The sequence below is a fragment of the Pseudonocardia xinjiangensis genome (assembly GCF_012911925.1).
Taxonomy (GTDB): domain Bacteria; phylum Actinomycetota; class Actinomycetes; order Mycobacteriales; family Pseudonocardiaceae; genus Pseudonocardia; species Pseudonocardia xinjiangensis.
On sequence record NZ_JAAXKY010000113.1, the window covers coordinates 1 to 24,927 of the forward strand.

General features: G+C 72.2%; 25 protein-coding genes. 10 read left to right on the forward strand and 15 right to left on the reverse strand.

What is annotated here, in order from left to right; genetic code table 11:
- From HF577_RS27040 to HF577_RS27050, 3 genes are all read right to left on the reverse strand, one after another.
- A partial coding sequence (locus tag HF577_RS27040; protein WP_169398786.1) for a serine/threonine-protein kinase occupies positions 1-951 on the reverse strand: 951 nt, incomplete at its 3' end.
- 29 nt (positions 952-980) lie between these two features.
- Positions 981-2,018 carry an acyl-CoA dehydrogenase family protein gene (locus HF577_RS27045; RefSeq protein ID WP_169398787.1) on the reverse strand — a complete coding sequence of 346 codons (1,038 nt, stop codon included), beginning with the start codon at positions 2,016-2,018 and terminating at the stop codon, positions 981-983.
- Positions 2,015-3,196, reverse strand: a complete 1,182-nt coding sequence (locus HF577_RS27050; protein ID WP_169398788.1) for an acyl-CoA dehydrogenase family protein — start codon at positions 3,194-3,196, stop codon at positions 2,015-2,017. The genes HF577_RS27045 and HF577_RS27050 overlap by 4 nt, the downstream gene beginning before the upstream one ends.
- 102 nt (positions 3,197-3,298) lie before the next feature.
- On the opposite strand from HF577_RS27050, the gene HF577_RS27055 reads away from it, so the two are divergent.
- Positions 3,299-4,792 (forward strand): NAD-dependent succinate-semialdehyde dehydrogenase, encoded by a 1,494-nt coding sequence (locus HF577_RS27055; protein ID WP_169398789.1) that lies wholly within the window; start codon positions 3,299-3,301, stop codon positions 4,790-4,792.
- Positions 4,793-4,822: 30 nt separating this feature from the next.
- On the opposite strand, the gene HF577_RS27060 is transcribed toward HF577_RS27055, so the two are convergent.
- The 5 genes from HF577_RS27060 to HF577_RS27080 form a co-directional block, all read right to left on the reverse strand.
- Complete coding sequence (locus HF577_RS27060) at positions 4,823-5,185, reverse strand: hypothetical protein (RefSeq protein ID WP_169398785.1); 363 nt, start codon at positions 5,183-5,185, stop codon at positions 4,823-4,825.
- Position 5,186: 1 nt separating this feature from the next.
- Entirely contained in the window at positions 5,187-7,133 is a 1,947-nt protein-coding gene (locus HF577_RS27065; RefSeq protein ID WP_169398790.1) for a hypothetical protein, read from the reverse strand.
- On the reverse strand, positions 7,130-8,602 hold the full coding sequence (locus HF577_RS27070; RefSeq protein ID WP_169398791.1) for a lipopolysaccharide biosynthesis protein: 1,473 nt from the start codon (positions 8,600-8,602) through the stop codon (positions 7,130-7,132). The genes HF577_RS27065 and HF577_RS27070 overlap by 4 nt, the downstream gene beginning before the upstream one ends.
- Positions 8,603-8,702: 100 nt before the next feature.
- Positions 8,703-9,080, reverse strand: coding sequence for a hypothetical protein (locus HF577_RS27075; protein ID WP_169398792.1), 378 nt, complete (start codon positions 9,078-9,080; stop codon positions 8,703-8,705).
- Between the two features lie 111 nt (positions 9,081-9,191).
- Positions 9,192-10,205: a glycosyltransferase family 2 protein gene (locus HF577_RS27080; protein ID WP_246267368.1), complete on the reverse strand. Its 1,014-nt coding sequence runs from the start codon at positions 10,203-10,205 to the stop codon at positions 9,192-9,194.
- A 333-nt stretch (positions 10,206-10,538) separates the two neighbouring features.
- On the opposite strand from HF577_RS27080, the gene HF577_RS27085 reads away from it, so the two are divergent.
- The 5 genes from HF577_RS27085 (at position 10,539) to HF577_RS27105 (ending at position 14,175) form a co-directional block, all read left to right on the forward strand.
- A complete protein-coding gene (locus HF577_RS27085) occupies positions 10,539-11,405 on the forward strand; it encodes a glycosyltransferase (protein ID WP_312859412.1) in 867 nt (288 codons plus the stop codon).
- A gap of 118 nt (positions 11,406-11,523) precedes the next feature.
- Positions 11,524-12,270 (forward strand): energy-coupling factor ABC transporter permease, encoded by a 747-nt coding sequence (locus HF577_RS27090; RefSeq protein ID WP_211174901.1) that lies wholly within the window; start codon positions 11,524-11,526, stop codon positions 12,268-12,270.
- Positions 12,267-12,629: a PDGLE domain-containing protein gene (locus tag HF577_RS27095; RefSeq protein ID WP_169398793.1), complete on the forward strand. Its 363-nt coding sequence runs from the start codon at positions 12,267-12,269 to the stop codon at positions 12,627-12,629. The genes HF577_RS27090 and HF577_RS27095 overlap by 4 nt, the downstream gene beginning before the upstream one ends.
- Positions 12,629-13,396 carry a cobalt ECF transporter T component CbiQ gene (gene cbiQ / locus HF577_RS27100; protein WP_169398794.1) on the forward strand — a complete coding sequence of 256 codons (768 nt, stop codon included), beginning with the start codon at positions 12,629-12,631 and terminating at the stop codon, positions 13,394-13,396. Before HF577_RS27095 ends, cbiQ begins: the two co-directional genes overlap by 1 nt.
- The gene (locus tag HF577_RS27105; RefSeq protein WP_169398795.1) at positions 13,381-14,175 is read left to right on the forward strand and encodes an energy-coupling factor ABC transporter ATP-binding protein; all 795 of its coding nucleotides are present in this window, start codon (positions 13,381-13,383) and stop codon (positions 14,173-14,175) included. The genes cbiQ and HF577_RS27105 overlap by 16 nt, the downstream gene beginning before the upstream one ends.
- Positions 14,176-14,200: 25 nt before the next feature.
- On the opposite strand, the gene HF577_RS27110 is transcribed toward HF577_RS27105, so the two are convergent.
- The 3 genes from HF577_RS27110 to HF577_RS27120 form a co-directional block, all read right to left on the reverse strand.
- Entirely contained in the window at positions 14,201-15,529 is a 1,329-nt protein-coding gene (locus HF577_RS27110; RefSeq protein WP_169398796.1) for an SPFH domain-containing protein, read from the reverse strand.
- Positions 15,530-15,641: 112 nt separating this feature from the next.
- Positions 15,642-16,076: an NfeD family protein gene (locus tag HF577_RS27115; RefSeq protein WP_169398797.1), complete on the reverse strand. Its 435-nt coding sequence runs from the start codon at positions 16,074-16,076 to the stop codon at positions 15,642-15,644.
- Positions 16,077-16,109: 33 nt separating this feature from the next.
- Positions 16,110-16,895, reverse strand: coding sequence for a DUF3097 domain-containing protein (locus HF577_RS27120; RefSeq protein ID WP_169398808.1), 786 nt, complete (start codon positions 16,893-16,895; stop codon positions 16,110-16,112).
- 179 nt (positions 16,896-17,074) lie between these two features.
- Here HF577_RS27120 and HF577_RS27125 point away from each other — a divergent pair, with 179 nt between their 5' ends.
- Together HF577_RS27125 and HF577_RS27130 are read left to right on the forward strand one after the other, a co-directional pair.
- Positions 17,075-17,872 (forward strand): hypothetical protein, encoded by a 798-nt coding sequence (locus tag HF577_RS27125; protein WP_169398798.1) that lies wholly within the window; start codon positions 17,075-17,077, stop codon positions 17,870-17,872.
- A 318-nt stretch (positions 17,873-18,190) separates the two neighbouring features.
- Entirely contained in the window at positions 18,191-18,343 is a 153-nt protein-coding gene (locus HF577_RS27130; protein WP_169398799.1) for a hypothetical protein, read from the forward strand.
- An 81-nt stretch (positions 18,344-18,424) separates the two neighbouring features.
- Here the strand turns inward: HF577_RS27130 and HF577_RS27135 are convergent, their stop codons facing one another.
- The 4 genes from HF577_RS27135 to HF577_RS27150 all read right to left on the reverse strand — a co-directional run bounded on the left by HF577_RS27135 (position 18,425) and on the right by HF577_RS27150 (position 22,932).
- Positions 18,425-19,675: an MFS transporter gene (locus tag HF577_RS27135; RefSeq protein ID WP_246267370.1), complete on the reverse strand. Its 1,251-nt coding sequence runs from the start codon at positions 19,673-19,675 to the stop codon at positions 18,425-18,427.
- A 180-nt stretch (positions 19,676-19,855) separates the two neighbouring features.
- Positions 19,856-20,773: a TIGR03619 family F420-dependent LLM class oxidoreductase gene (locus HF577_RS27140; protein ID WP_169398801.1), complete on the reverse strand. Its 918-nt coding sequence runs from the start codon at positions 20,771-20,773 to the stop codon at positions 19,856-19,858.
- 201 nt (positions 20,774-20,974) lie between these two features.
- Entirely contained in the window at positions 20,975-21,811 is an 837-nt protein-coding gene (locus HF577_RS27145; protein ID WP_169398802.1) for an oxidoreductase, read from the reverse strand.
- 71 nt (positions 21,812-21,882) lie between these two features.
- A complete protein-coding gene (locus tag HF577_RS27150) occupies positions 21,883-22,932 on the reverse strand; it encodes a coiled-coil domain-containing protein (protein WP_169398803.1) in 1,050 nt (349 codons plus the stop codon).
- A 367-nt stretch (positions 22,933-23,299) separates the two neighbouring features.
- On the opposite strand from HF577_RS27150, the gene HF577_RS27155 reads away from it, so the two are divergent.
- Positions 23,300-23,929 carry a TetR/AcrR family transcriptional regulator gene (locus HF577_RS27155; RefSeq protein WP_169398804.1) on the forward strand — a complete coding sequence of 210 codons (630 nt, stop codon included), beginning with the start codon at positions 23,300-23,302 and terminating at the stop codon, positions 23,927-23,929.
- Positions 23,922-24,927 (forward strand): serine hydrolase domain-containing protein (locus HF577_RS27160; protein WP_169398805.1); only part of this gene is annotated, 1,006 nt, incomplete at its 3' end. The genes HF577_RS27155 and HF577_RS27160, both read left to right, overlap by 8 nt.

Genomic DNA, 24,927 nt, shown 5'->3' on the forward strand with positions numbered 1-24,927 from the left:
CATCGGCGGGGCGGGCATCGCCTGGGCAGGCACCGGCGGGGCAGGGGCAGGTGCCGAGACAGGTGCCGGGGCGGGTGCCGGCCTGCCCGGGGCGGCCATCGCCGCGGTGGCCGCCGTGGGGGCGGGCGCGGGCGCCGCGGCGTCCGGGTTCTCCAGGGGCCGCAGCAGGTCACGCAGGCGCGCGGCGGTCGGGCGCGCCGCGGGGTCCTTCGCGAGGCACGCCACCACGGCGTCGCGCAGCGGCCCGTCGAGCGGACCGAGGTCCGGTTCGGCCTGGGCGACCCGGTGGAGCACGCCGGGCACGGAGTCGGCGGCGAACGGCGACCGGCCCGTGGCGGCGTAGCCGATCAGGGACCCGAGGCAGAACACGTCACCGGCCGGCCCGACGTCGAGCCCCGCGATCTCTTCCGGCGTCATGTACTCCGGGGTGGCGACCACATGGCCCGCCTGCGCCGCCAGCATGGGATCGACCGTCCGGGAGAACCCGCCGTCGATCAGGCACGGGCCGTCCTCGGCCAGCAGGACGTTCGACGGCTTGAGATCACGATGCACGAGTCCCGCGCCGTGCAGGGCGACCAGGCCGTCGGCCATCCGGACGGCCAGCGCCAGCGTGCCCGCGCGGCCCAGTGGGCCGTTCGCGCTGACGTAGGCCTGCAACGAGGGCGCCTCGACGTAGGCGGTGGCGACCCACGGCGGGTCGCCGTCGGGGTCGGCGTCCAGCAGCGCCGCGGTGAACCACGGGGGCGCCGTCGCCGCCAGCTGCACCTCCCGGCGGAACCGCTCGCGGAACCCCGGAAGGGCCGCGAGCTGGGGATGCACCACCTTCAGGGCGACGCGTCTGCCGGCATCGTCGACGCCGAGCAGGACACGTCCCAGCCCGCCGTTCCCGAGCCGGGACACCACTCGGTAGCGACCCAGGGTGCGGGGGTCGTCCGCTGCGATCTCCTCCATCGCGGGGGGACGCTACCGGGCGCTGTTGATCAAGGACTTCCGGTCACCATGGGCCACAGCCCGTCCGGTCCCGCGGCCAGTGCCGCGGCGCCGATCTCGGCGTTCCACTCGGCGTCGGAGCCGTCCTCGTCGCGCCACGCCCACAGGCGCGTGGTGGTCAGCCGGAGGTCGTGCTCGCGGGTGAAGCCGATGGCGCCGTGCACCTGATGGGCGATCCGGGCGACGGCACCGGCGGCCTCCCCGGTGCGCGCCTTGGCCGCGGCGACCGCGAACCGCGAGGCCGCGGCCGTGAACCCGCCCGCGGTGACCGCCGCCGCTGCGGCCGACGCCGCCGCCGACGCCGACGCCACCTCCGCGGCGGCCAGGGCGAGCTGCTGCTGCACCGCCTGGAACCGGCCGATCGGGCGGCCGAACTGCACCCGCTCGCCCGCGTAGCGCACCGACGCGGCCAGCGCCCCGCGCGCCGCCCCGGCGAGCAGCTGGGCCCGGCCGAACGCGGCCCGCAGCCGGAACTCCTCGGCCGCGCCCCCGGGCAGGGCCGCGACGGCGGTGGGCGCCACCTCGCCCTGGACGACCGCGGTGTCGCGGGGCTCCTCCGCGAGGTTGGCGCCGTCGGTGACGGTGAGCCGCTCCGGCCCGAGCAGGACGACGTGTCCCGCGGTGAGCACGACGACCCCGGCCGCCGCCCGAGCCCACGGCACCCGCCGCAGCTCGCCGCGGACGCCCGTGCCGGCCACCTCCAGCTCCCCCGCCACGGCCGTCAGCGGCCCGGCAGGCACAGCGATGCCCGCGGAGTGCAGCAGCCATCCCGCGAGCAGGTCGGTCTCCACCAGCGGCACCCGGGCCGCGTGCGCCCCCGCTGCCGCCAGGACGACGGCGGCGTCGGAGAACGTGCCCTCGCTGCCGCCCGCGTCGCCGGGCAGCGTCAGCCGGGCGAGCCCGGTGTCGTCGAGGGTCTTCCAGAGCTCGGCGTCGAAACCCGTGCCCGCACCGCGTGCGTCCGCGAAGACCGACTCCGCCAGCTCCTGCAGCTCTGCGTTCACCGAGTCGTTCACCGGGTCGTTCACCGCAACCCCAGCCCGCGCGCGACGATCCCGCGCAGCACCTCGTTGGTGCCTCCGCGCAGGGTGAAGCCGGGGGCGTGCAGCACCGCGTCGGCCAGGAGCCGGGCGTAGCCGCCCTCGGCGCCGGGGTCCGGCGGGGTCGCGACGAGCAGCCGGGCCACGTCGATCACCTCGTTCTCGTACCGCGTACCCAGGTCCTTCACGACGGCGGCGGCCAGCTCCGGTGCCTCGCCAGACTCCAGCGACCCCGCCACGGCCAGGGACATCCGGCGCAGCGTCCAGAGCCGGCTCACGAGGCCACCGAGCTCCCTGTGCGGCGTGGAGCCGTTGGCGAGCAGCTCCCCGACGAGCGCGGTAAGCAGCGGGAAGGTCGAGAGGAACCGCTCGGGGCCGCTCCGCTCGAACGCCAGCTCGCTGGTGACCTGGCGCCAGCCCGCGCCGATCTCGCCCAGCACCATGTCGTCGGGCACGAACACGCCGTCGAACACGACCTCGTTGAAGTGGTGCGCACCCGTCAGCAGCGGGATCGGGCGGATCTGCACGCCCGGGGAGTCGAGCTCGACGATGAACTGGGACAGGCCCGCGTGCCGGTTTTGCTCGTCGCGCGGCGCCGAGCGGGCAAGCGCGAAGAAGGCGTGCGCGTGGTGGGCGCCGGAGGTCCAGACCTTCGTGCCGGTGAGCTCCCAGCCGCCGCTGACCTGCACGGCCCTGGTGCGTACCGCCGCCAGGTCCGATCCGGCGTCGGGCTCGCTCATGCCGATGCCGAAGTACACCTCGCCCTTCGCGATCCCGGGCAGGAACCGCTGCCGCTGGGCCTCGGTGCCGAACCGCATCAGGGTGGGGCCGATCTGGCGGTCCGCCACCCAGTGCGCGGCCACCGGCGCACCCGCGGCGAGCAGTTCCTCGGTGACGACGTACCGATCCAGCGGGGACGCGCCGTGGCCGCCGTACTCGACCGGGATCGTCATCCCCAGCCAGCCGCGGCTGCCCAGCTCCCGGGTGAAGCGCTCGTCCCAGCCCGACAGCCACACGTCGGCGCGGGGCGTCCAGGCTCCCGCCGCCCGCTCCTGCGCGAGGAACGCGCGCACCTCGCCGCGCAGCGCGGCGGCGCGCGGCGGGAGGTCGGTCGGGGGTGGCACCAACGCCGGTAGCCGCACCATCGTCTCCGTCACGGCTTCCATCCTGCGACATTCCCACCGGGGCGGCAGCAGTGATCGGGTCACACCGGCAGGACGCCCGTCACGTCGGGTGCGTGCCCCGGTCCGCGGTGGCAGCATCGGACCATGACGAACTCCGCGGTGACCAGCAGCTCCAGTGCCGACGAGGCGCGGGTCGTCGACGCGGTCCCCACCGGTCTGTTCATCGGTGGGACGTGGCGACCGGCCACGTCCGGCGCCACCCTGACCGTCGACGACCCCGCCACCGGCAAGGCACTCTGCGAGGTGGCCGACGCCGCTCCCGAGGACGGGATGGACGCCCTCGCCGCCGCGGTGGCCGCCCAGCCGTCCTTCGCGGCGATGCCGCCGCGGGAGCGCGGTGAGATCCTGCGCCGGGCCTACGAGCTGATGATGGAGCGCATCGACGACCTCGCACTGCTCATGACCCTGGAGATGGGCAAGCCGCTCGCCGAGTCGCGGGGCGAGATCTCCTACGCCGCGGAGTTCTTCCGCTGGTTCGCCGAGGAGGCTGTCCGGATCGACGGCGGCTACGCCACCGCCCCGAACGGCACGAGCCGCTTCCTCGTGCAGAAGCAACCCGTGGGCGTCTGCCTGCTCATCACGCCGTGGAACTTCCCGATGGCGATGGGCACCCGCAAGATCGGTCCGGCGATCGCCGCCGGATGCGCGATGGTGCTGAAGCCCGCCGCGCAGACCCCCCTGTCGATGCACGCGCTCGCCGCGATCCTCGCCGAGTCGGGACTGCCCGGCGGCGTGCTGAACCTGGTCACCACCTCCGACGCCGGTGGCGTCATGGAGCCCTTGATCCGCGACGGACGGGCCCGCAAGCTCTCCTTCACCGGCTCCACCCCGGTCGGCCGGAAACTGCTGGAGCAGGCCGCCGACAAGGTGCTCCGGACGTCGATGGAGCTCGGAGGCAACGCACCGTTCCTGGTGTTCGACGACGCCGACCTCGACAAGGCCGTCGACGGCGCGATGCTCGCCAAGATGCGCAACATGGGCGAGGCCTGCACGGCCGCCAACCGCTTCCTCGTGCACCGCTCGGTGGCGGACGCGTTCGCCGACAAGCTCACCGAGCGGATGAGCGCCCTGAGCGTCGGCCGCGGCACCGACGACGGCGTGGACGTGGGGCCGCTCGTCGACGCGAAGGGCCGCGACAAGGTCGCCGACCTCGTGAAGGACGCGGTGGACCGCGGCGCCGCCGTGCGCATCGGCGGCGAGCCGGTGGACGGTCCCGGCTACTTCTACCGCCCGACCGTGCTCACCGGCGTCCCGCTGGAGGCGCGCCTCACCGCGGAGGAGATCTTCGGGCCGGTGGCCGCGATCAGCGTGTTCGACACCGAGGACGAGGCCGTCGCCGCGGCCAACGACACCGAGTTCGGCCTGGTGAGCTACCTCTACACGGAGAACGTGACGCGGGCCCTGCGGGTGTCGGAGCGGCTCGAGTCCGGCATGGTCGGACTCAACACCGGCCTCGTCTCCAACCCCGCGGCCCCGTTCGGCGGCATCAAGCAGTCCGGACTGGGCCGCGAGGGCGGCAGCGTGGGAATCGAGGAGTACCTCGAGACCAAGTACGTCGCGATCGGCTTCGGCGGCTAGCACCGCCTCGCCGGCGGGGGGCTGTGGGGCTCAGCCCCCCGCCGGCGGCGCTGCCGGGGCACCGGCCGGTGCGTTCGGGTCAGCGGGTGCGTTCGGATCAGCCGGCGCACCGGCATCGGCCGGTGCGTCGGGGTCGGGTCCGTAGACGGTGGTCGACGGGTCGGTCCCGGTGATGATCGACTCGATCAGCAGGTAACCACCCTGCATCACCACCAGTCCGGTCAGCCCCAGCAGCACGACCACGGTGGTGGCGGTCAGCACCTTGACCTTGACCGGTGTGCGGCCGAGCCGTTCCCGGCCGGTCTCCACCACCCAGGCGCGCGCCGCGATGACGATGAGGAACAGCAGGAACGCCAGCCAGACCCAGACGTCCAGCGACTGGTCGATGATCATCTCAGCCTCCCGGAGCCGGCTCGACCGGGTCCGGCACGGTCTTCTTCAGCACCGCGTCGAAGCCGTCCTGGTAGGTCAGGACGTAGCGGCCGGACGCCACCAGCTGCTGGATGACCTCGAGGCTCCAGCCGGGCTTCTTGCCGTTGAGCACGACGCCCTGCTTCTCCACCGAAGTGAAGGAGATCAGCACGTCGGGGGCCTCGGCCTCGATGCACCGGACCGGGTCGTTGGCCAGCTCGGCGCACCCGTCGACCACCGAGCCCATGCTGTGGGTGTCGATGCCCTCCACTCCGTAGGGCCCGACGTTGGACAGCGGCACGATCTCCTGGCCGGGCGGGGTCTCGTGGATGACCTGTCGGGCCAGCGCCACCTCCTGCGGGTAGACCACCTGGTAGGCGTCGTTGCCCCCGCGGATCAGCACCAGCAGGGGGAACAGGAGGACCATGCCGACCGCGAGCACGATCTCCATGGACCGCTTGCGCCGCACGAGTGCGCGCAGCCCGTCGGCACCGAGGATGGTGAGCACCGGCAGGCCGTAGAGCACGATCCGCAGGAACACCTCACCGCCGTAGCCCTGCAGCGCGAAGGCCATCGGCACGACCGCCAGTGCGATCGGCACCAGGTCGCGCTTGCGGCGCCAGTACACCCAGGCCCCGCCGATCGCCAGCGCCCAGGTCAGGCCGGGCACGATGATCCGCAGGTACTTCACCGCGACCTGCCCGGTGTCACCGAGCAACCGGTCCGCGACGCCGGTTTCCAGCGCATCACCGCCGCCGGAGCCCAGCAGCAGGCCGAGCTGGGTGATCCAGAACAACCGCGCGGAGATCACGAAGAACACCGCCAGGCCGACGATGGCCACGAGTACCAGGCCACGGCCCCGGATCCGGCCGACGATCGCCAGCACCACCAGCTGGCCGATGATCGCGAACGGGGTGAGCTGATGCTCCGGGATCACCGCCAGGATGCACAGCGCCGCGCAGAAGTAGATCAGCAGCAGCTGCCGGGGTGGCAGGCTCGGTCTGTTCGGTGGGGTCATCGCCGACACCAGCCAGCGGCGCAGCAACGGTAGCCGGCGGGCTTCGGGGTGCGGGAACGGCCAGCCCGGCACCCCTGCCGCGTCGGTGCGCCGGGTGGCCAGCGGGCCGAGCGCGAACGTCAGCACGGTCAGCATCAGCACGATGCCGGTGGCCTGGGGCGAGAAGTAGTCCTGCTCGACCCAGTTGAGCCCGACGAACAGCCACGCGGCCGCCCACGGTGCGCGGCTGCCCCCGAGCATCGAGCGGGCCAGCGCGTAGATGCCGATCGTCCACACCCCGACCACCACCGGTGGGAACCACCGCAGCACGGAGTCGAGCTGGGTGGCGCCGCCCGCGTCGCGGAAGAAGGCCCACTGCGCGAAGAAAGCGGGCCACCAGAACCGGGCGTCGATCCCCTCGGGCGCGATTCCGTCGTGGGCGATCGCGTCGGTGAAACCGGCGAGCAGCCACGCCGTGCTGAAGCGCGCCACCGGCTCCACCACCGACGGCATCCCGACCGAGCAGAGGATCAGCACCGCGGTGGCGGTGCCCAGCATCGGGATCCGGGGACGCGGCGAGCGCAGCTCCGCGACGCAGGCTCCGACCGCACACGTCAGCGCGACCCAGCCGACCGGGCTCAGCACCTTGGCCAGGCCCCAGCCGTCCAGTGCCGACAGGTCGGTGGTGGCGGCCGCCACCGGCAGCAGGGCCACGGCGGCCAGCGCGAGCACCGGCGAGAGCCAGCGGAAGATGCCCGTGGCCGGCGGCGCGGGCGGGGGCGGCGGCGGGACGTTGCGCGCCCGCGGACGCTGGATGGGCAGGGCGGTGGTCGGGGCGTCGAGGTCTGCGGCACGCATAGCCGTGGTGGCCTGGTCGACGTTGCTCCCCGGACGTCTCTCGTCACCCGGGTATCGGGTGTCCGTCGAAGTCACGGCGAAGGAACCTCCACATCGGCCCGGCGACGAGCCGGGGAGAACAGCACAGCCGCCGCACAGACGACCTGGACGGCGATGTAGCCGATCGCCACGGGAACGAGCGCGGACACCCCGGCGCCGGTGACGGGGGTGACGAGCGCTGCGACCACCACGAGTATCGAGCTGCTCAGCTGCAGCCTGGCGTAGCTCATGGCCGAGCCGGTGGCCTGGCGCACGCCCAGCTCATGGGCGACCACCAGCCGGAACGCCAGCCCCAGCAGGAGCAGGCGCAGCACGTCGGCTCCTTCGGCGTACGCCTCACCGAAGATCAGCAGCAGCGGGTAGGCCAGCGCCGCGCCCAGCGCCAGCATCGGCAGGAAGATGACGAACAGCCTGCGGCGCGCCGCCGCGGCGAGCTCGCGGGTGCGGTGCGGCTCGCGCGCCACGGTGACGGCCAGGGAGTTCATGAAGAACATCCCGGCGAGGTCGATCACCGCGACGGCTTGCCAGGCGATGAAGAACACGGCACCGGTCTCGGGACCGAACCGCAGGTTGACCAGGACCGGGACCTGGTTGTAGAGCAGGGCGGCGCCGATCTGCCCCACCGCGGTGGGAGCGAGGAACGCGATCACGACACTGCGGGTCGGCAGCACGCCGTCCTTCGCCCGTGCGCTGGCACGGCGCGTCATGACGGCGATGACGGCCGACCCGACCGCGATCCAGACGACGATCGAGCCGACCCACGGCAGCACCGCACCGTAGGAACCGAGCGCGGCCATGCCACCGAGGAGAACCAGCAGGCCGAGCCGTGCGACGGCGAAGATCCCGTTGCGCCAGACCACCCACCACGGCTTGCCGAGCGCGACCAGGATGAAGTCGTGCACGACGAACACGCCCCAGCCCGCTGAGGCGACCACGAAGAGCAGGAGACCGAACGCAAAGGGTCCGCCGGGGCCGGCCGCGATCGTGGCCAGGCGCGGCGCGAACAGCGCGTAGACGAGCCCGACGAGCCCGGACAGCGGCATGATCAGGAGCAGGCTGCTCCAGACGAGCCTGCCGGTGCTGCGTCCGGCGCGCGGCATCCACCGCATCAGGCCGACGCCGAGGTTGAGCTGGGCGGCCCCGCCCACGAGGATGAACGCGGAGACGACCAGCTGAGCGTCGCCCACCTCGGCGGTGGACATGATCCGGGCCGCGATCAGCCAGAAGATCAGCCCGCCCAGCGATCCCAGCACCGAGCTCAGCGAGAGCGCGAGCCCGTCGCCCAGCCCCTCGTCGCCGCTGTCCTGCTCGGGAGGGACCCCGCGGGTGATGCTCGGGATCCGCACCGTGTCGGCCACCACGGCCGGGAGCCGGACCGTCGGGGCGGCGGAGGGATCGAACGCGTGCGTGGGCGGGTCGGCACGGGGATCGGGGTGCGGCCGGCCGTCGTGGTCGGGCCGAACGGTCGCGGAGTGCGGACCGGTGGACGGCTGCCGGCGCGTCACGGGGAGAGGACCAGCGGAACGCGGGCAATCACGACATCGGGAACAGGGGAACTGCGGAACACCGGGGGGACGATAACGGGGTGAGCTGTGGCGGCTTCACTCACTGCGCGACCACCGCGTGCCGCAGCAACAACGGGACGCTCAGCACCGTCATCACGTACAGGGCGATGGCCGGACGCCACTCCCCCGTGCTCACCATGATCTGGCCGACGAGCAGGGTGACGGCCACGCCGACCCCGACGGTGAGCATCCAGACGTGCGCGGCGGGGGCCCGCCGCAGGAAGCCTGCGGCGGACCACCCGGGCCCGAGGATGAGGAAGAACGTGGTGACGAGGAACCGGAAGTCACCGATGAAGCCACCGGTGACGTTCAGGACGCTCAGGACGCACGCGGTGATCCCGGCGACGACCAGGAGAAGCGCCACGAAGCGGCGTGCGAGGCGCGCCCGCGTGAGCTCGGCGCTAGAGGGCACGCTCACCGTGGTACTCCGTTCGTCACCGACCCGCGATCAGCACCGCAGGCATCTGGCAGAAGGTCACCGGACACCCCGGGTATCCGGTTGGCGTCGAAGTGTAAGGGGGCGCCCAGATCAGGACGCCTCCTCCTCCAGTGCGAAACGCACGGCCACTCCGTCGCGGGCCTCACGGTCGACAGGTGCCGGCCGCGGGGGCGGCAGCGGGCGGCGACCGTTGACGGGATCGCCGACCGGAGCGGTGGCGCCGAGCGGCCCCCCGTTGAGCGACGACGTGCCCATCGACACGCCGTTGGGGGTGGCGGGCTCTCCGACGGGCGGGACCACCGGGATACCTCCCGCCGGGGTGAGAGCCCGGGCCTGCTCCTCGACCTGCACGCGCTCGGCCCGGCCGCGCAGCGCCCGGCGACGCTCGGCGGCGAGCGTGCGGAGCACGCGGGTGCCGTCGGCGAAGGTGCGCAGGTTGGACTGGCCGAAGATGCGCTCGCGCTCCATCGACGGCACTTCGGTGATCTTCAGCCCGGCGGCGGCGACGCGGCAGTTGAGCACGGTCTCGATCTCGAACCCGTCGCCCCACAACATGCCCTCGGCCGGAGCCGGGGCATCGATGGGCGGCAGGTCGAGGACCGGGAGGATGTCGGCCCAGAAGGCGTTGTAGCCGTAGCAGAGGTCGGTGTAGGACGTGCCGAACAGCGCGTTGGCCACGCCGTTGAGGCCGGCGTTGCCGCTCTTGCGCAGGAGCGTGATGTCGTCGCTGCCCCCGCCGCGGACGAACCGGCTCCCCTTGGCGAAGTCGGCACCGTCGATGAGCGCGCGGACGAAGGAGGGGATCTCGGCCGGGTCGGCCGAGCCGTCGGCGTCGAACATCACGATGACGTCGCCCGTGGACGCGGCGAAGCCACACGCCATCGCGTTACCCTTGCCTTTGCGGGTCTGCGTGATGACTTTGACCCAGGGCAGGACCCGATGAGCGGTCTCGATCGTGCCGTCGACGGAGTTGCCGTCGACGACGATGATCTCGTGGACCGCCGGGCGCACCGCGGCGATCGCAGGGAGCACGACCTCCAGGTTCCGCGCCTCGTTCCGGGTCGGCACCACCACGGACACCCGCGGGTTGCCGTTCCGCTGCATCGCCGTTCTCCCCCCCACCGCCACCGCGGTGATTTCGCGCCCTCGGCCCCGTCGCTGCCTGTAGCCTTCTCCCAGGACGATCTCCATCGCTGGGTTTATCTCTGTAGCACCCAATCGCGTTACGTAACAATCTCGCGAAGCCGTACCCCAATCGGGGCATCTTCGGTAGGGCAACTGCTGGTGTGGACTGCGCCTGCCGATCGGCACTCTACGGATCGTTCACATCGGCTGTCATCGCGGTACCCGATCGTGCCCTGCCGGGGGTGGAGGGGTTCCGAGGCGCGCCGGGCGGTACCGTCGCGCGGTCCCGAAACCGGCAGGAGAGAAGGCTTTGTGTTGCTGCCGCTGGCGAGTGTGTCCGTCTGCATCCCGGTCTACAACGGGGAGCGTTTCCTCGCCGAAACGATCCGGAGCGTACTCGACCAGACCTACCGCGACTTCGAGCTCGTCATCCTCGACAACGCGAGCACTGACGAGAGCGGGGCGATCGCACGCTCCTTCGCCGAGCGCGACTCGCGGGTCCGGGTCGAGCGCAACCACACCACCGTGTCGCAGCCGGACAACTGGAACCGCGTGGTCCAGCTCTCCCGTGCGCCACTGGTGAAGGTGGTGTGCGCCGACGACCTCCTGCACCCGCGGTGCCTCGAGTTCCAGGTCGCACCCATGGAGGCCGACCCCGGCCTCGCACTGGTGGCGGCCCGGCGTCACATGATCGACGAGCAGAGCCGGGTGATCGTCCCGCGGCGGGGCCTCGGCGGGCTCACCGGCGTGCGCACCGGCGTCGAGGTGGCCCGGCGGGTCGTCCGCAACGGGTCGAACCCGATCGGCGAGTCCAACAACGTGCTGTTCCGGCGCGACGACTTCTTCGCCGTGGGCGGGTGGCGCGCCGACCGCACCTACATCATGGATCTCGACCTGTGGCTGCGCCTGCTGCAGTACGGCGAGTTCCTCGGGCTGCCCGAGACGCTCGCGGCGTTCCGGATCGGGCGCGGCACCGTGTCCTCGGAGAACGCCGAGGCGATCTACGAACAGCAGCGGATGCTGCTGGAGGAGATCGGCGAGTCGCCCTTCTTCCAGGTCCGGGGCGTGGATCTCGCGGTCGGACGCCTGCTGGCCCCGGCCGGCCGGTCCCGCAGGCGGGCCCTGTACGCGATCTCGAAGCTCGCCGCGCGCCGCACCGAAGGAGACGACGCGGCCTGACCTGACCTCCTCCACCCGGTCCTAATCGCAAGTTCTTTGCGACAGCCGCTCGTCCGCGACTAGCCTGAGCCGGCCACCCGTTCGGGTGGCCGCGCTGGCGATCGTCGAGGAGGTCGGGATGGTCGGCGACACGGTACTGGCCATGCACATGAGCGACGGGCTGGTGAACGGGCCCACCGCAGGGGCATTCGGCCTGATCGCCGTCCTCGGGCTGGTCCTGGCGGGTGTCCGGGCCCGGTCGGACCTCGACGACCGGACGGCTCCGATGGCCGGCCTGGTCACCGCGTTCGTCTTCGCCGTCCAGATGATCAACTTCCCGATCCTGCCCGGAGCGAGCGGTCACCTGCTCGGTGGCGCTCTCGTCGCGATCCTCGTCGGGCCCTGGGTCGGCTCGCTCTGCATCGCCATCGTGCTCTGCGTCCAGGCGCTGCTCTTCGCCGACGGCGGCCTCACCGCGCTGGGCACCAACATCGTCAACATGGCGCTGGTCGGGGTGTTCGTCGGCTACGCGGTGGCGGTGGCACTGCGCCCCCTCGCCCGGCGCAGCCGCGCCGGCCTGGTGGCCACGGCGTTCGTGGCGGCGTTCGTCAACACCGTGGTCGCCTCGCTGGCGTTCGTCCTGGAGTACGCGATCGGGGGCGCGGGCGGGGCGTCGCTCGGCACGGTCTTCACGCTGATGATCGGCCTGCACGTCCTGATCGGCATCGGCGAGGGGGTCATCACCGCGGCCACCGTGGGGGCCGTCGCCTCGGTCCGGCCCGATCTCGTCCACCTCCTGCGGGGCACCGCGCCACCTCTGCAGCTGCGCCGGGCCGGGGACACCGGTGTCACGGAGAGCAGGGCCACCGAGGGGAACCCGTCATGACCGCACCCGCACCGAACCGGCGCGCTACCGGCTTCTTCGTCGGCTTCCTCGCCGTCGCCCTGCTCGTCGCGGGCGCCCTGTCCTACTTCGCCAGCCCCCATCCCGATGGGCTGGACACCGTCACGCTGCAGGGCTGCCAGGTCGTCGAGTCCGACGCCGGGGAACATCTCGAGGGCACCTGCATCGCGCAGAACGCCACCGACCACTCCCTCGCGGCCAGTCCCCTGGCCGACTACTCGGTGGAGGGCGGCGAGGGCACGGTCGGGGTCGCAGGCGTGATCGGCGTCCTCGTCACGCTCGTCGTGGCCGGCGGCCTGTTCTGGGTGCTGCGCAGGCGCCGCCCGAAGGACCAGCACTAGTGGCTGGTGCCGGCCACGGCCACCCGCTCCATCTCGCCGGCACCTCGCCGGTGCACCGGCTCCCGGCCGAGGTGAAGATCGTCGCCGCGTTCCTCGGCGTGGTTTGCGTGGTCCTCACGCCGCGGGAGGCCTTCCCGGTCTTCGGCGGGTACCTCGTACTGCTGGCCGCGATCTGGGTCGTGGCCGGCATCCCGCCGGGGTGGATGGTGCGCCGGTCGGTGATCGAGGCGCCGTTCGTGGTGCTCGCGGTACTCCTGCCGCTCACCGGGGGCGGCCCGCACGTCGAGTGGCTGGGCCTGCAGCTCTCCGAACCCGGGCTGCTCGGGGCGTGGAACATCATCGTGAAGGGCACCCTCGGGGTGCTGACCTCGCTCACCCTGGCCGCCACCACCTCGCTGCGTGACCTGCTGCTCGGGCTGCAACGGCTGCACGCGCCCGCGCTGGTCGTCACGATCGTCACGCTGATGCTGCGCTACGTCGACGTGATCGCCGCCGAGGGCCGCCGGATGCGGCTGGCCCGGATCTCCCGGGGCCACGACCCGCGCTTCCTGTGGCAGGCCGGGGCCACCGCCCGCGGCGTCGGATCGTTGTTCGTGCGCTCCTACGAACGCGGCGAACGGGTGCACCTCGCGATGCTCTCGCGCGGCTGGACGGGCGCCATGCCGCGGCTGAGCGAGACGCCCACGACACGGCGGGACTGGGTCGCCGGGCTCGCCCCGGTGGCCGTCGCGCTCGGCCTGGCCGTCACCGGATGGGTGACCGCGTGATCTCACCCGACCACACCGCACTGCCGGGCAGCTCACCGCCGGCGGCAGCACCGCCGTCCCTGCAGGTCGACGACCTCGCCTTCGCCTATCCGGACGGCCGGCAGGCCCTCTTCGGGGTGGACCTGACCATCAACCGCGGCGAGCGGGTGGCGCTGCTGGGCCCCAACGGGGCGGGCAAGACCACGCTCGTGCTGCACCTCAACGGCATCCTCACGGCCGGGCACGGGACCGTCACCGTGGGCGGCCTGGCCGTGGCCAAGCAGAACCTGCGGGAGATCAGGCGCCGGGTCGGCATCGTCTTCCAGGACCCGGACGACCAGCTGTTCATGCCCAGCGTCGCCGAGGACGTGGCGTTCGGGCCGGCCAACTTCGGAGTCACCGGCGAGGACCTGCGGGCCCGGGTGGACACGGCGCTCGCCACCGTCGGCATGCAGGAGCACCGCGATCGCTCCCCGCTGCACCTGTCCGGTGGCCAGCGCAGAAGGGTTGCGCTGGCCACCGTGCTGGCGTGCGAGCCGGAGATCCTCGTGCTGGACGAGCCGTCGTCCAACCTCGACCCGGTGGCGCGCCGCGAACTGGCCGAGGTGCTGCTCGGGCTCGACGCCACCATGCTGATGGTGACCCACGACCTGCCGTACGCGCTGCAGCTCTGCCCGCGGGGCGTGGTGCTCGACGACGGCGTCATCGTGGCCGACGGACCGATGCGCGAGCTCCTCGCCGACGCCGAGCTGCTGCGCCGCCACCGCCTCGAGCTGCCCTACGGCTTCACCCTGTCCTGACCGGTGGGGGCGGCGCAGCCGCGGACTACTCCTGGGCGGGCGGCTTCGTGAGATCCGGCGCCGGGGGCACCTGCGGGATTCCGCGCGGAGGGGTGGGCACCGCGCTCTCCGGCAGCACCCGCTGCGGAGAAGCGGAGGCCGACGGGCCCTGCAGCTGCGGGCCGTCCGGCTGCTGCGGGGCCGGCCCGTTGCTGTGCGACGAGGGCAGGGGCGGCACGGGCGCGTGCGGGATCTCCGCACCGAGTGCGGGCACCTCCTTGCGGGCCTGCGCCTCGGCGTCGGCCACCACCTTCGCGATCTCCGGGTCGCCCGTGGTGTCGAACCAGTCCTTGATCGACTCGTCGTCGTCCTCGGGCTTCGAGACCGTGGCGTCCACCGGAGACGGCTCGAACCGGAACACACCGTCCCCGCCGGGCGCCCCCAGCATCCGCGTGAAGCCCTCCAGCGCCTTGCCGAAGTCGGACGGGACGATCCAGACCTTGTTGGCGTCGCCCTCGGCCATCAGCGGCAGCGTCTGCAGGTACTGGTAGGCGAGCAGCTCCGGCGTGGGCTTGCCCGCCTTGATCGCGGCGAACACCTTCTCGATGGCCTTCGCCTCACCCTGCGCCTCGAGGTAGCGGGCGGCCCGGTCACCCTGGGCCCGCAGGATGCGGGACTGCCGCTCGGCCTCGGCGTTGAGGATCGCCGCCTGCTTGGCACCCTCGGCGGTGAGGATCTGGGCCTGCTTCTGCCCCTCGGCGCTGCGGATCGCCGACTCCCGCTGCCCCTCCGCGGTGAGGATCGTCGCCCGCTTCTCGCGGTCGGCCTTCATCTGCCGCTCCATCGACTCCTGGATCGACGCGGGCGGGTCGATCGCCTTGATCTCCACGCGGGCGACCCGGATCCCCCACCGGCCGGTGGCCTCGTCCAGCTCGCCGCGCAGCACCGTGTTGATCTCGTCGCGGGAGGTGAGCGTGCCCTCGAGGCTCATGCCGCCGACCACGTTGCGCAGCGTCGTGGTGGTGATCTGCTCGACGCCGACGATGTAGTCGTTGATCTCGTAGACGGCGGACTTCGGGTCGGTCACCTGGTAGTAGACGACCGTGTCGATGTTGACCGTGAGGTTGTCCTGCGTGATCACCGGCTGCGGCGGGAACGAGACCACCTGCTCACGCAGGTCGATCCGCTCCCGGACCTTGTCGATGAACGGCACCAGGAACACCAGGCCGGGGTCGGCCGTGCCCTTGAACCTGCCCAGCCGCTCGATCACGGCGGCGGTGGCCTGCGGGATGATCTGGATCGCCTTGACCAGCGAGACCACGACCAGCAACACCACCAGCGCCACGACGACGAGCAGCACCGTAGAATCGGTCACCGCTTATCCCTCCCTCTTCGCATCCGACGCTGGATGTCAGCGGTCGGGTCCTCGCACGCCGGCTCGCTGCTGGTGACTCCGGTGTACTCCTGTTGCACCGGGACCGCTCCGGTCAGTCCTGCCCGACGACGAGCGCCGTGGCCCCCGAGATGTCCAGCACCGTGACCTTCGCCCCCGGCTCGATCACCTCGTGCCCGTCGCTGGACCGGGCCGACCACAGCTCGCCGCCGATCTTGACGCGGCCGCCGTGCCCGTCGACCTGCGCGACCACCACACCGGTGGTGCCGACGAGCGCCTTGTGGTGCATCACCGAGTGGTCGATCCCGCGGTTCAGCTTCCGGCGCAGCGCCGGGCGCACCGCGAAGACCAGCAGGCCCGATGCGATGACGAACGCCACCGCGCCGGCGACCGGCCCGGCGACGACGAACGAGACACCGGCCGCCGCGAGCGCCGCCCCTCCGAGCATCAGCAGGACGAAGTCGCCGGAGAGCACCTCGGCAGCGACCAGCACCAGGCCCAGGATGAGCCAGATCACAGCGGCCGACATGGGACGATCCTGCCAGAAGACGGCGGGCGGTGATCAGCCCGTTACGAAATCGATGAGCCGTTCCACGGAGTTGATCAGGGGCACTTCGAGGTCCCGGAAGCTGCGGACCGCGCCGAGCACGCGGCGGGCCCCGTCGGCCGGTTCGCCCCAGCCCAGCGCCGCGCAGACCCCGGTCTTCCAGTCGGTGCCGCGGGGCACCTCGGGCCACGCCCGGATCCCGACGACCGACGGCTTCACCGCCTGCCACACGTCGACGTAGGGGTGCCCGGCGACGAGCACGTGCGGACCCGCGACGGCCGCGGCGGCGCGCGTCTCCTTCGAACCCTCCACGAGGTGGTCCACCAGCACGCCGAGCCGCCGATCCGGGCCGGGACCGAACTCGGCGACCACGGCCGCGAGATCGTCCATGCCGTGCATCGGCTCGACCACCACACCCTCGACCCGCAGGTCGTGGCCCCACACGCGTTCGACCAGCTCGGCGTCGTGCAGTCCCTCCACCCAGATCCGGGCCGCCCGCGCCGTCCGGGCGGTTTGCCCCTGCACCTTCACCGAGCCCGATGCGGAACGAGCCGGAGCCGCCGGAGCGCGCTTCGGGACCACGAGGGTGGCGGGGGCGCCCTCGAAGAGGAACGCGGCCGGTCGCAGCGGGAAGACCCGACGGCGGCCGTGGCGGTCCTCCAGCGTCACCTCACGCACCGAGGCGGCGACGACGGCGCCGCAGAAGCCGCTGGCGGGATCCTCGACGACGAGGCCGGCCTCGGCGGGAACCTCCGGAACCTGCCGGCGCACCGTCGTGCGGGAGCCGTCGGCGCCGAACATCCCTCGGTAGTCGTGCGAGCGCGTCACACCCGTTTTCTACCGCCGCCCGGGCCGCAACGGCCGCCGCGACACGCGCAGACCGTTGATCCACCCGTTCCGACCTGCGGCAACGCACTGTATTCGGGTTCACCCGCACGGCAGCGGTGCTCCGGACCCCGGACGTGGCTAGCCTGACGCCCGTGCCCTGCCCCTCCGCCACCTTCACCGTGTGGACATCGGCCTGGCTCGCGGGTGCTGCGGCACCCGACGACGTGCTCGATGCGCTCGGCCCGTGGGCCGACGCGCACGACGTCCAGGCCGCCGACGCGGACACCGCCCGCGTCACCGCGCTCCCCTCACCCGGCGAGCCGGTGTCCTCGGTGACGTTCCTCCTCGCCGCACTCCGTCGTGCGGCGCCGCGCGGTCCCGCGCGGCTGGTGCTCCCCGTCCCCGGTGACGTGCGGGGGCTGCCCGGTCCCGGCCACTTCAGCCAGCAGGCCTTGGCGGCGGGCGAGGGCGTGCTGTTCGCCGACGCCGGGCTGGGCATCGTTCCGGCGCCGATCGCCGACGGCGTCCTGCGCTGGACGGTCTACCCGGTGACCGACCCCGGGCCTCCCCCGGAGTTCATCGCGTTGAACCAGGCGGAGCGGGAACTGCGCGACCAGGTCCGCCAGTCCGCGTCGGTGCTCACCTCGCTCGGCGTGGCACGGCACCGGCCCGGCGTGCGCGAGGAGATCGCCGCGGCCCTGAGCGCACGCCCGAAGTCGCTGTGGCCCGTGGGCATGCCCGGGCAGCCGCTGCGTGTGCTGCAGCACGCCGACGAGGTGGAGGCCATCCTCGCCGCGGCGTCGGTCGACGAGCCGGGCGGCGCGCTGTCCGCCTCGGCCGCCGCCGCCCGCCGGGAGGCCCTGCGCCCGATCGAGACCGCGGTGCGGGTGGCCCGGCGGGCCGCCGTGGCCGAGGCCGTGCGCGTGCTGGCCACCAGCCCGCTCGTCTGACCGACCGCGCCTGACGCAGATCCCGTCCGGGGATCTGCGTCTTGCGCTCTGGTGGTGGCGATAAGAATTCTTGCAATTTCTCCTGGTCCGCAGCACGTCCGGCCGAGAACACCACCACGGCATGAGATTGCTCTTCTGCGCAGCAATTGTCGGCGACGCACCAACCACGATCAGATCAGTGACGCGGTCGTGCGCATGAAGTATTTTCCCCTGTCGGGAAATCCGATCTCGCCAGTCCGGATCCGATCATTCGCACAGCACCGTGGCGGTGGTGTCGGGTTGTTCCCGGTAGCCGGACATCATCGTCCGACTCCGGAGATGGATCTCGCCGGGGACGACGGAGGGCTGCTCACGGCACTGCTCGTCACGGAGGCGGCCCGGGCACCGGGGACCGGCCTCACCACCGAGGGCAACCGCACCAGGCTGCCCGGAAGCCACCGGCAGGCCTCGGGATCCCGATTTCCGTGGTGACATTACGCAATCTGTGGCATCCGCTGAACAACACTGTGGACTCGTGCAGCGGATCAGTTCGACGGACAGGTCCAGCCCGGGTTACCGCAGCACCTGGCCCTTCGTCTCGGGCAGGGTCAGGATCACCAGGAACGCGATCGCCGCGCCCGCGGCCACGTACCAGAAGAACGCCTCGGCCACGCCCGCGCCGGACAGCGCCTGGATGACCAGCGGTGCCGTGCCGCCGAAGATGGCGACGGTCAGGTTGTACCAGGCCCCGATGCCCAGCCCGCGCAGCGCGGTGGGGAACAGCTCGCTCATCACCGCGGGCGCGATGGAGGTCATCATCGTGTAGAGCCCGAGGCCGACGCAGAACACGACGAGCAGGTTGCCCAGCCCGGGCCCGATCAGATACGACAGCGGGACGATCAGCACCGCCGTGGCGGCCGACCAGATCAGCAGCTGTGGCCTGCGGCCGAACCGGTCCGACACCGCTCCCATCGGGTACTGCAGCGCGACGAACAACGCGGTGGCGATGGACAGCGCGACGAAGACCTCGTTGGCGCTGGCGCCCCGCGAGGTCACCGCGAAGGGGGTGAGCGCGGAGAAGAACGTGTAGTAGCAGAGGGTCGAGAGCAGGGTGAACCCGACGAGCTGCCCCACGGCCTTCGGGTGCTCGCGCAACGTCGTCAGTAACGGGTGGCGCAGAGCCTGCGCCACCGCCTTGTTCTCCTCGAACTGGTCGGTCTCCGGCATGGCCCGGCGCAGCCACAGCCCGACGAGGCCGAGCACGCCGCCGATGAGGAACGGGATCCGCCACCCGTAGGAGGCCAGCTGCTGGGCGTCCAGCACCTGGGTCAGCAGCGCACCGAGCAGCGACGCCACGAGCACCGCGGAACCCGTCGAGATGTAGAAGAAGGACGAGTACCGGCCGCGACGCTCGGGTGGGGCGATCTCGGCCAGGTACGCCGAGGCGTTCGAGACCTCCCCGCCCAGTGACATCCCCTGTGCGATGCGGGCGATCAGCAGCAGCGCCGGCGCGAGCCAGCCCACCATCGCGAACGTCGGCAGCAGCCCGATCGCGAGCGACCCGAGGGCCATCAGCAGGATCGTCACGAGCATCGCCGTGCGGCGACCGTGCAGGTCGGCGAACCGGCCCAGCAGCCAGCCCCCGAGCGGGCGGAAGAAGAACGCCACCGCGTACGTGGCCAGCGTGCTGAGCAACGCCAGCGCCGCGTTCTCCTTCGGGAAGATCTGCGTGGCGAAGAAGATGCTGAACGTCACGTAGATCGTCCAGTCGTACCACTCGATGGCGTTGCCGATGGACGCGGCGACCAGGGTGCGGACGGGCAACCGGTGCCGGGCGGTACCTCCAGCCGGATCGGGCGATGTGGATGTCGTCTGATCGGACACGGTGACCCCTGGCTGCCGGCGACGGAGGATCGGCAGAGGGTAGCCAGTTGTCCGGCCCCCGTCACCCGCTGAGACGCCGGGGCACCGTCCCCGGCCACCGGGAGTGGCCGGGGATGGTCACTATCCGGCGCGGACGCCCTCGATGAAGGCACCGGCGATGTCGAGCAGCTCGGTGCTGGTCGTGGTGGTCTGGCCGAGGTCGATGAACACCTCGTCCGCGCCCACCTCCACGAGCGAACGGGCGTAGTCGACCTGCTGGGCCAGCGTGCCCCGGTCCGGGACCTGCTCGGCCTCGGCCTTCTCGTCGGTCAGGTGGGGGTTGATCCGCACGATGCAGCGGATGTCGCCGGGGTTGCGACCGGCCTCCTCGGCCTCCCGCCGGACGTTGCCCCACAGGTACTGCAGCGCAGGCAGCGGAGCACCGACGCCGAGCCAGCCGTCCGCCCGGCGTCCGACGCGGCGGATCGCCGCGGGCGAGAAGCCGGGGAGCAGGATCGGCGGGTGCGGACGCTGCACGGGCTTGGGCTCGATCGGCGTCGGGACCACCGTGAACAACGGCCCGTCGTGCTCCACCACGTCCGAGGTCCAGATCTTCTCGAGCAGGTCGAGCGTCTCCTCCAGCCGCGCGCCCTTGCCCGTCCACGGGACGTTCACCGCGGTGTACTCGTCACGCATCCACCCGATGCCGAACCCGGCGTCGAGGCGTCCGCGACTGAGGATGTCGAGGGTGGTCAGCGTGCGTGCGAGCACCACCGGCGGGTACCACGTGGCGTTGAGCGTGCTCGTGCCCAGCCGGACCCGCTCGGTGTGCGCGGCCGCGAAGGTCAGGGCGGTCAGCGGGTCGAAGAACGTCCCGAACTGGGGCGGGATCACGCCGTCGCCGCCCGGGTAGGGGTCGCTCGGCTCCACCGGGACGAAGAGCCGATCGCCCGTCCACAGGCTGTCGTAGCCCATGGCCTCCGCGGCCTTGCTGACCTCGACCAGAGTGTCGACGGTGGCGAGCTCGCCGTAGTGGGGCAGGCCGAGACCGATTCGCATGAGGACCCTTCGGATGATCCGCGCTGCGGGCGGCATCTCCGCCCGTCATCGCCGATCACGCTACCCAACAGCTTCCGGCCCTCTGAGCAGGCCGTTCCCCGCCGAATGCCAATCGGCACGAACAGGACAGACGCCCCGCGAGTCGCCCGTTCCGCGCCCGCGAGTCGCCCGTCTTGGGTGCGCGAGTCGCCCCGATCCGGTTCAGCCCGCCGGACGGTCGGTGGAGACGGCCAGGTCCGCGTAGGCCTCCAGGTCGGTGAGCTGCCGCTGCAGCTTGTCGCGGATGCGCTCGACGGCGGCCGCTCCCAGCGGCAGCCGCAAGGGCCCCGACCCCGCCCGGACCGTCCCGACGATCGCGTCGATCGCCAGTTCCGGGTCGCCCGGCTGCTGCCCGTGCTGCTTCGAGAACCGCTCGCGCAGGACCCCGGGCGGCCCGTCCTGGTAGTCCGGGATCGGCGTGGCCATCTCGAGCGAGCGACCCAGGAAATCGGTGCGGAACGGGCCGGGTTCGACGATCGTCACCCGGATCCCGAACGGGGCGACTTCGCCCGCGAGCGCCTCCGACGCCCCCTCCAGAGCGAACTTCGAGGTCGCGTAGGCCGCGTGGCCCGGGTTCCCGACGACCCCGCCGACCGAGGAGATCTGCACGATGTGCCCGCTGCGGCGGGCGCGCATGTGCGGCAGCACGGCGCGCGTGACGGCGAGGGCGCCGAACAGGTTGACGTCGAGCACGCGGTGGATCTGCTCGTCGGACAGCTCCTCGAGCGCCCCGAGGAGACCGCGGCCGGCGTTGTTGACGAGGACGTCGATGCCGCCGCTGTCCAGCGCGGACCCGACAGCCGTGGTGATCTGCCCGGGGTCGGTCACGTCGAGCGGCAGGGCGAGCGCTGCCCCGGGGTAGCGGTCCGGGAGGTCGGCGATCGACTCGGGGTTGCGGGCGGTGGCCACGACCTGATCGCCCTGGGCCAGCAACGTCTCGGCGAACGTGCGCCCGAACCCGGTCGATGCCCCCGTGATGAACCAGCGGAGTTGCGTCATACCGCCATCCTGCGCCTGGCCGCGGGGCGGCTCGGCACCCGCTCCGGCCGCCCCGGGTGCCGAGCCGGCGGTCAGCCGTCCCTGCCCTGCACGGCTGCCGTGACGAGGGCCCGCAGCTCGTCGGTGTCCCGCTCCCGCACGGCGGTCAGCTCGGCCCGGACGTGTGTGAGGTCGGCGTGGGCCCGGTCGACCTCCGCGCGCAACCGCTCCAGCTCACCGTCGGCCCGGGCCCGCAGGGCCGCCTCGGTCTCGACGCGGGCCTGTGCCGCGGCCAGCGCCTGCTCCGCCCGCTGCCGCGCCTCCCGCTCGCCGACCAGGGCATCGGTCGCGGCGCTCGCCCGCTGTACGGCTTCGTCCTGGGCGTTCGTGCTGGTGGTCAGCTCGGCCCGGACGGCGTCGCTCTCGGCCCGGCTCTCCTCGGCCTCCGTCCGCCACTCCTGCGCACGTGCCTGTGCCGCGGCCCGCTCGGCGTCGGCGCGCTCCGCCCGGACGATCGCCTCCTGGGCCGTCCGCTCCGCCTCGGCAGCCCGTCGGGCCTCGGCGGTGGCCCGCTCCTCTGCACTCTGGCGGGCGAGCGTGGCCTCCTCGGCCACCTGACGCGCCGCACCGAGCGCCTCGGTCGCCTCCAGCGCCTGCCGGGCCGCGGCCGTGGCCCGCTCGACGGCCGTGGCCCGCTCCTCGACCGCCCGCGCCGTCCGGTCCTGAGCCTCCCGGGAGTCCCTCTCGGCCCGCTCCCGGGCCTGCTGCGCCTCGACGCGCAGCGCCTCCGCTTCCGCCGCGCCGCGGTTGGCGGTCTCCACGGCGGCCAGGGCGGCGCCCTCCACCTCCTCCAGCCGCTCCATGACGCCCGCGAGGGCGGCGGCCAGCTCCGTGACGGGCCCCCGTACCGCGTCGACGTGCTCCCGCAGCCGTTCGGCGTCGAGCCGGAAGGCGGAACGCCCCGAGTCGAGCCCCAGCGCGTCGAGGGCGTCGCGTTCGGCCTTGGCCATCTGGGCGCAGGACCGCCCGCCGGGCCAGCGGGTCTCCCGGCAGAAGGAGCGGCGCCGGCCGCCCTGCGGGCCCGGCGGGGGGAGCTCGGCCCGGCACTTGCTGTAGCCGCAGCGTGCGGCCTCGTCGATCATGGTCGAGACCCTAGCAGTTAGACATCTTCGAACGATCAAACCGGTTCTCGGTTTCTTAAACCGAACTAGCTCCCAACGAAACCGGTGTTTAGTTGGCGAGGTCGTGCCCAGCCGACACGAAAACCGGGAGGCTGCTTGTCCTGTCGCGGTGGACCTGACTCGAACGCGGCGAAGCTGATGCGGGGCTCGCGCTGCCTGCGGGGTTTCACAAACGTGATGCCTCGGGCCGGCCAAGATCGCGACCTTCGTCGGCGAGGACAGGAAGACCCCCGGGAGGTTGGCCGGGGGGCGCTGCGTGCCGCGCGCGGCGATGGGGACGACCAGACCCAGCCAAAGCCGCGCTTGACGGGCACACTAGCTTTAGGTCGTGCAACCTAATCCCGGGTCGAGCGAACTAACCTTCACCGAGGCTGCACGCCGCAAGCAGATCGTCGCCGCCGCGATCGAGACCATCGCCGAGCTCGGCTACGCGAAGGCCTCGTTCGTGCAGATCGCCAAGCGAGCGGGACTGAGCAGCCCGGGGCTGATCTCGTACCACTTCGCCAACAAGGACGACCTGATCGAGCAGGTGGTGGCCGAGATCTACGGTGCAGGCGGGGCGGTCATCACTATGCACAACGAGGGCGCCGTCTCCGCCTGGCAAGGCCTGCGCGGCTACCTGGAGGGCAGCGTCGCCTACTACGACAGTCACCGCACGTATATGCGCGCGTTGGTGCACATCCTCCAGGGCCACCCCGATGCCTTGGGGCGCTGGGTCGGCGCCAACAACGTCGCCGAACTCGACGCGGTCGAGGAACTGCTGGTCCGCGGGCAGCGGGCGGGCGAGTTCCGCGAGTTCGACACCCGAACCGTCGCATTGATCATCCGGCAGATGCTGTCCGGCACGCTGCAGCACCTGCTGACCCGGCCGGACGTGGACCTGACCGACTACACCCACGAACTGGTGGCCATGTGCGAGCACGCGCTGGTCGCACCCGAAGGGAAGACCAATGACTGAGATCGAGGGTGAGATCGCCCCGGGGTTCGAGGCGGTCCGCGAGGCGTTCGCGGCCAACTTCGCCGAGGGCGCCGAGATCGGCGCCGCGGTCAGCGTTTACCGGCACGGGGAGAAGGTCGTCGACCTGTGGGGTGGGGTTGCCGACCAGCAGGAGGGCCGGCCCTGGCAGCGGGACACGCTGCAGGCCGTCTTCTCCACCACCAAAGCCATGACGGCGGCCTGCGCGCTGCTGCTCGTCCAGCGCGGTGAATTGGACCTGGACGCGCCGGTGCAGAGGTACTGGCCGGAGTTCACCGCACCGTGCAAGGTCCGCTGGCTGCTCACCCACCAGGCCGGCCTGCCGATCGTGGACCAGACGGTGCCGCTTGCCGACGCACTGGCCTGGGACCCGGTAGTGAAGCTGCTGGCCGTGCAGGAGCCGTTCTGGACGCCGGGTACCGAACACGGCTACCACGGGCTGACCTTCGGTTGGCTGGTCGGCGAGGTGGTGCGGCGGGTGTCCGGGCACAGCCTCGGCACCTTCTTCCGAACCGAGATCGCCGGACCCCTCGGCCTCGACTTCTGGATCGGGTTGCCGAAGTCCGAGCACCACCGGCTGAGCCGGATCGTCCCGCCCGAGCTGCCCGATCCCGATGCGGCGGCGGCGTTCGACATCGACGCGCTGCCCGAGGAGATGCGCGACATGTTCGCCGCCTACAGCGACCCGACATCGCTGAGCGCGCGCGTCATGTCCATGGTGGTACCGCCCATGGACAACAACGACCCGGACGTGCTGTCCGCGGAGATCCCGGCGGCCAACGGGGTGGGCACCGCCCGCGCGCTCGCCGGCTTCTACGCCGCGCTGATCGGCGGCTTCCTCCAGCTGGACACGCTGGCACTGGCCACCACCGAGCAGGCCGCGGGCAAGGACCGCATCATGCGCGTCCCGGTGCGCTGGAGCCACGGCTTCTCACTGTCGATGCCGGAGACGCCGTGGCTGCCGCCGGGCGGGTTCGGGA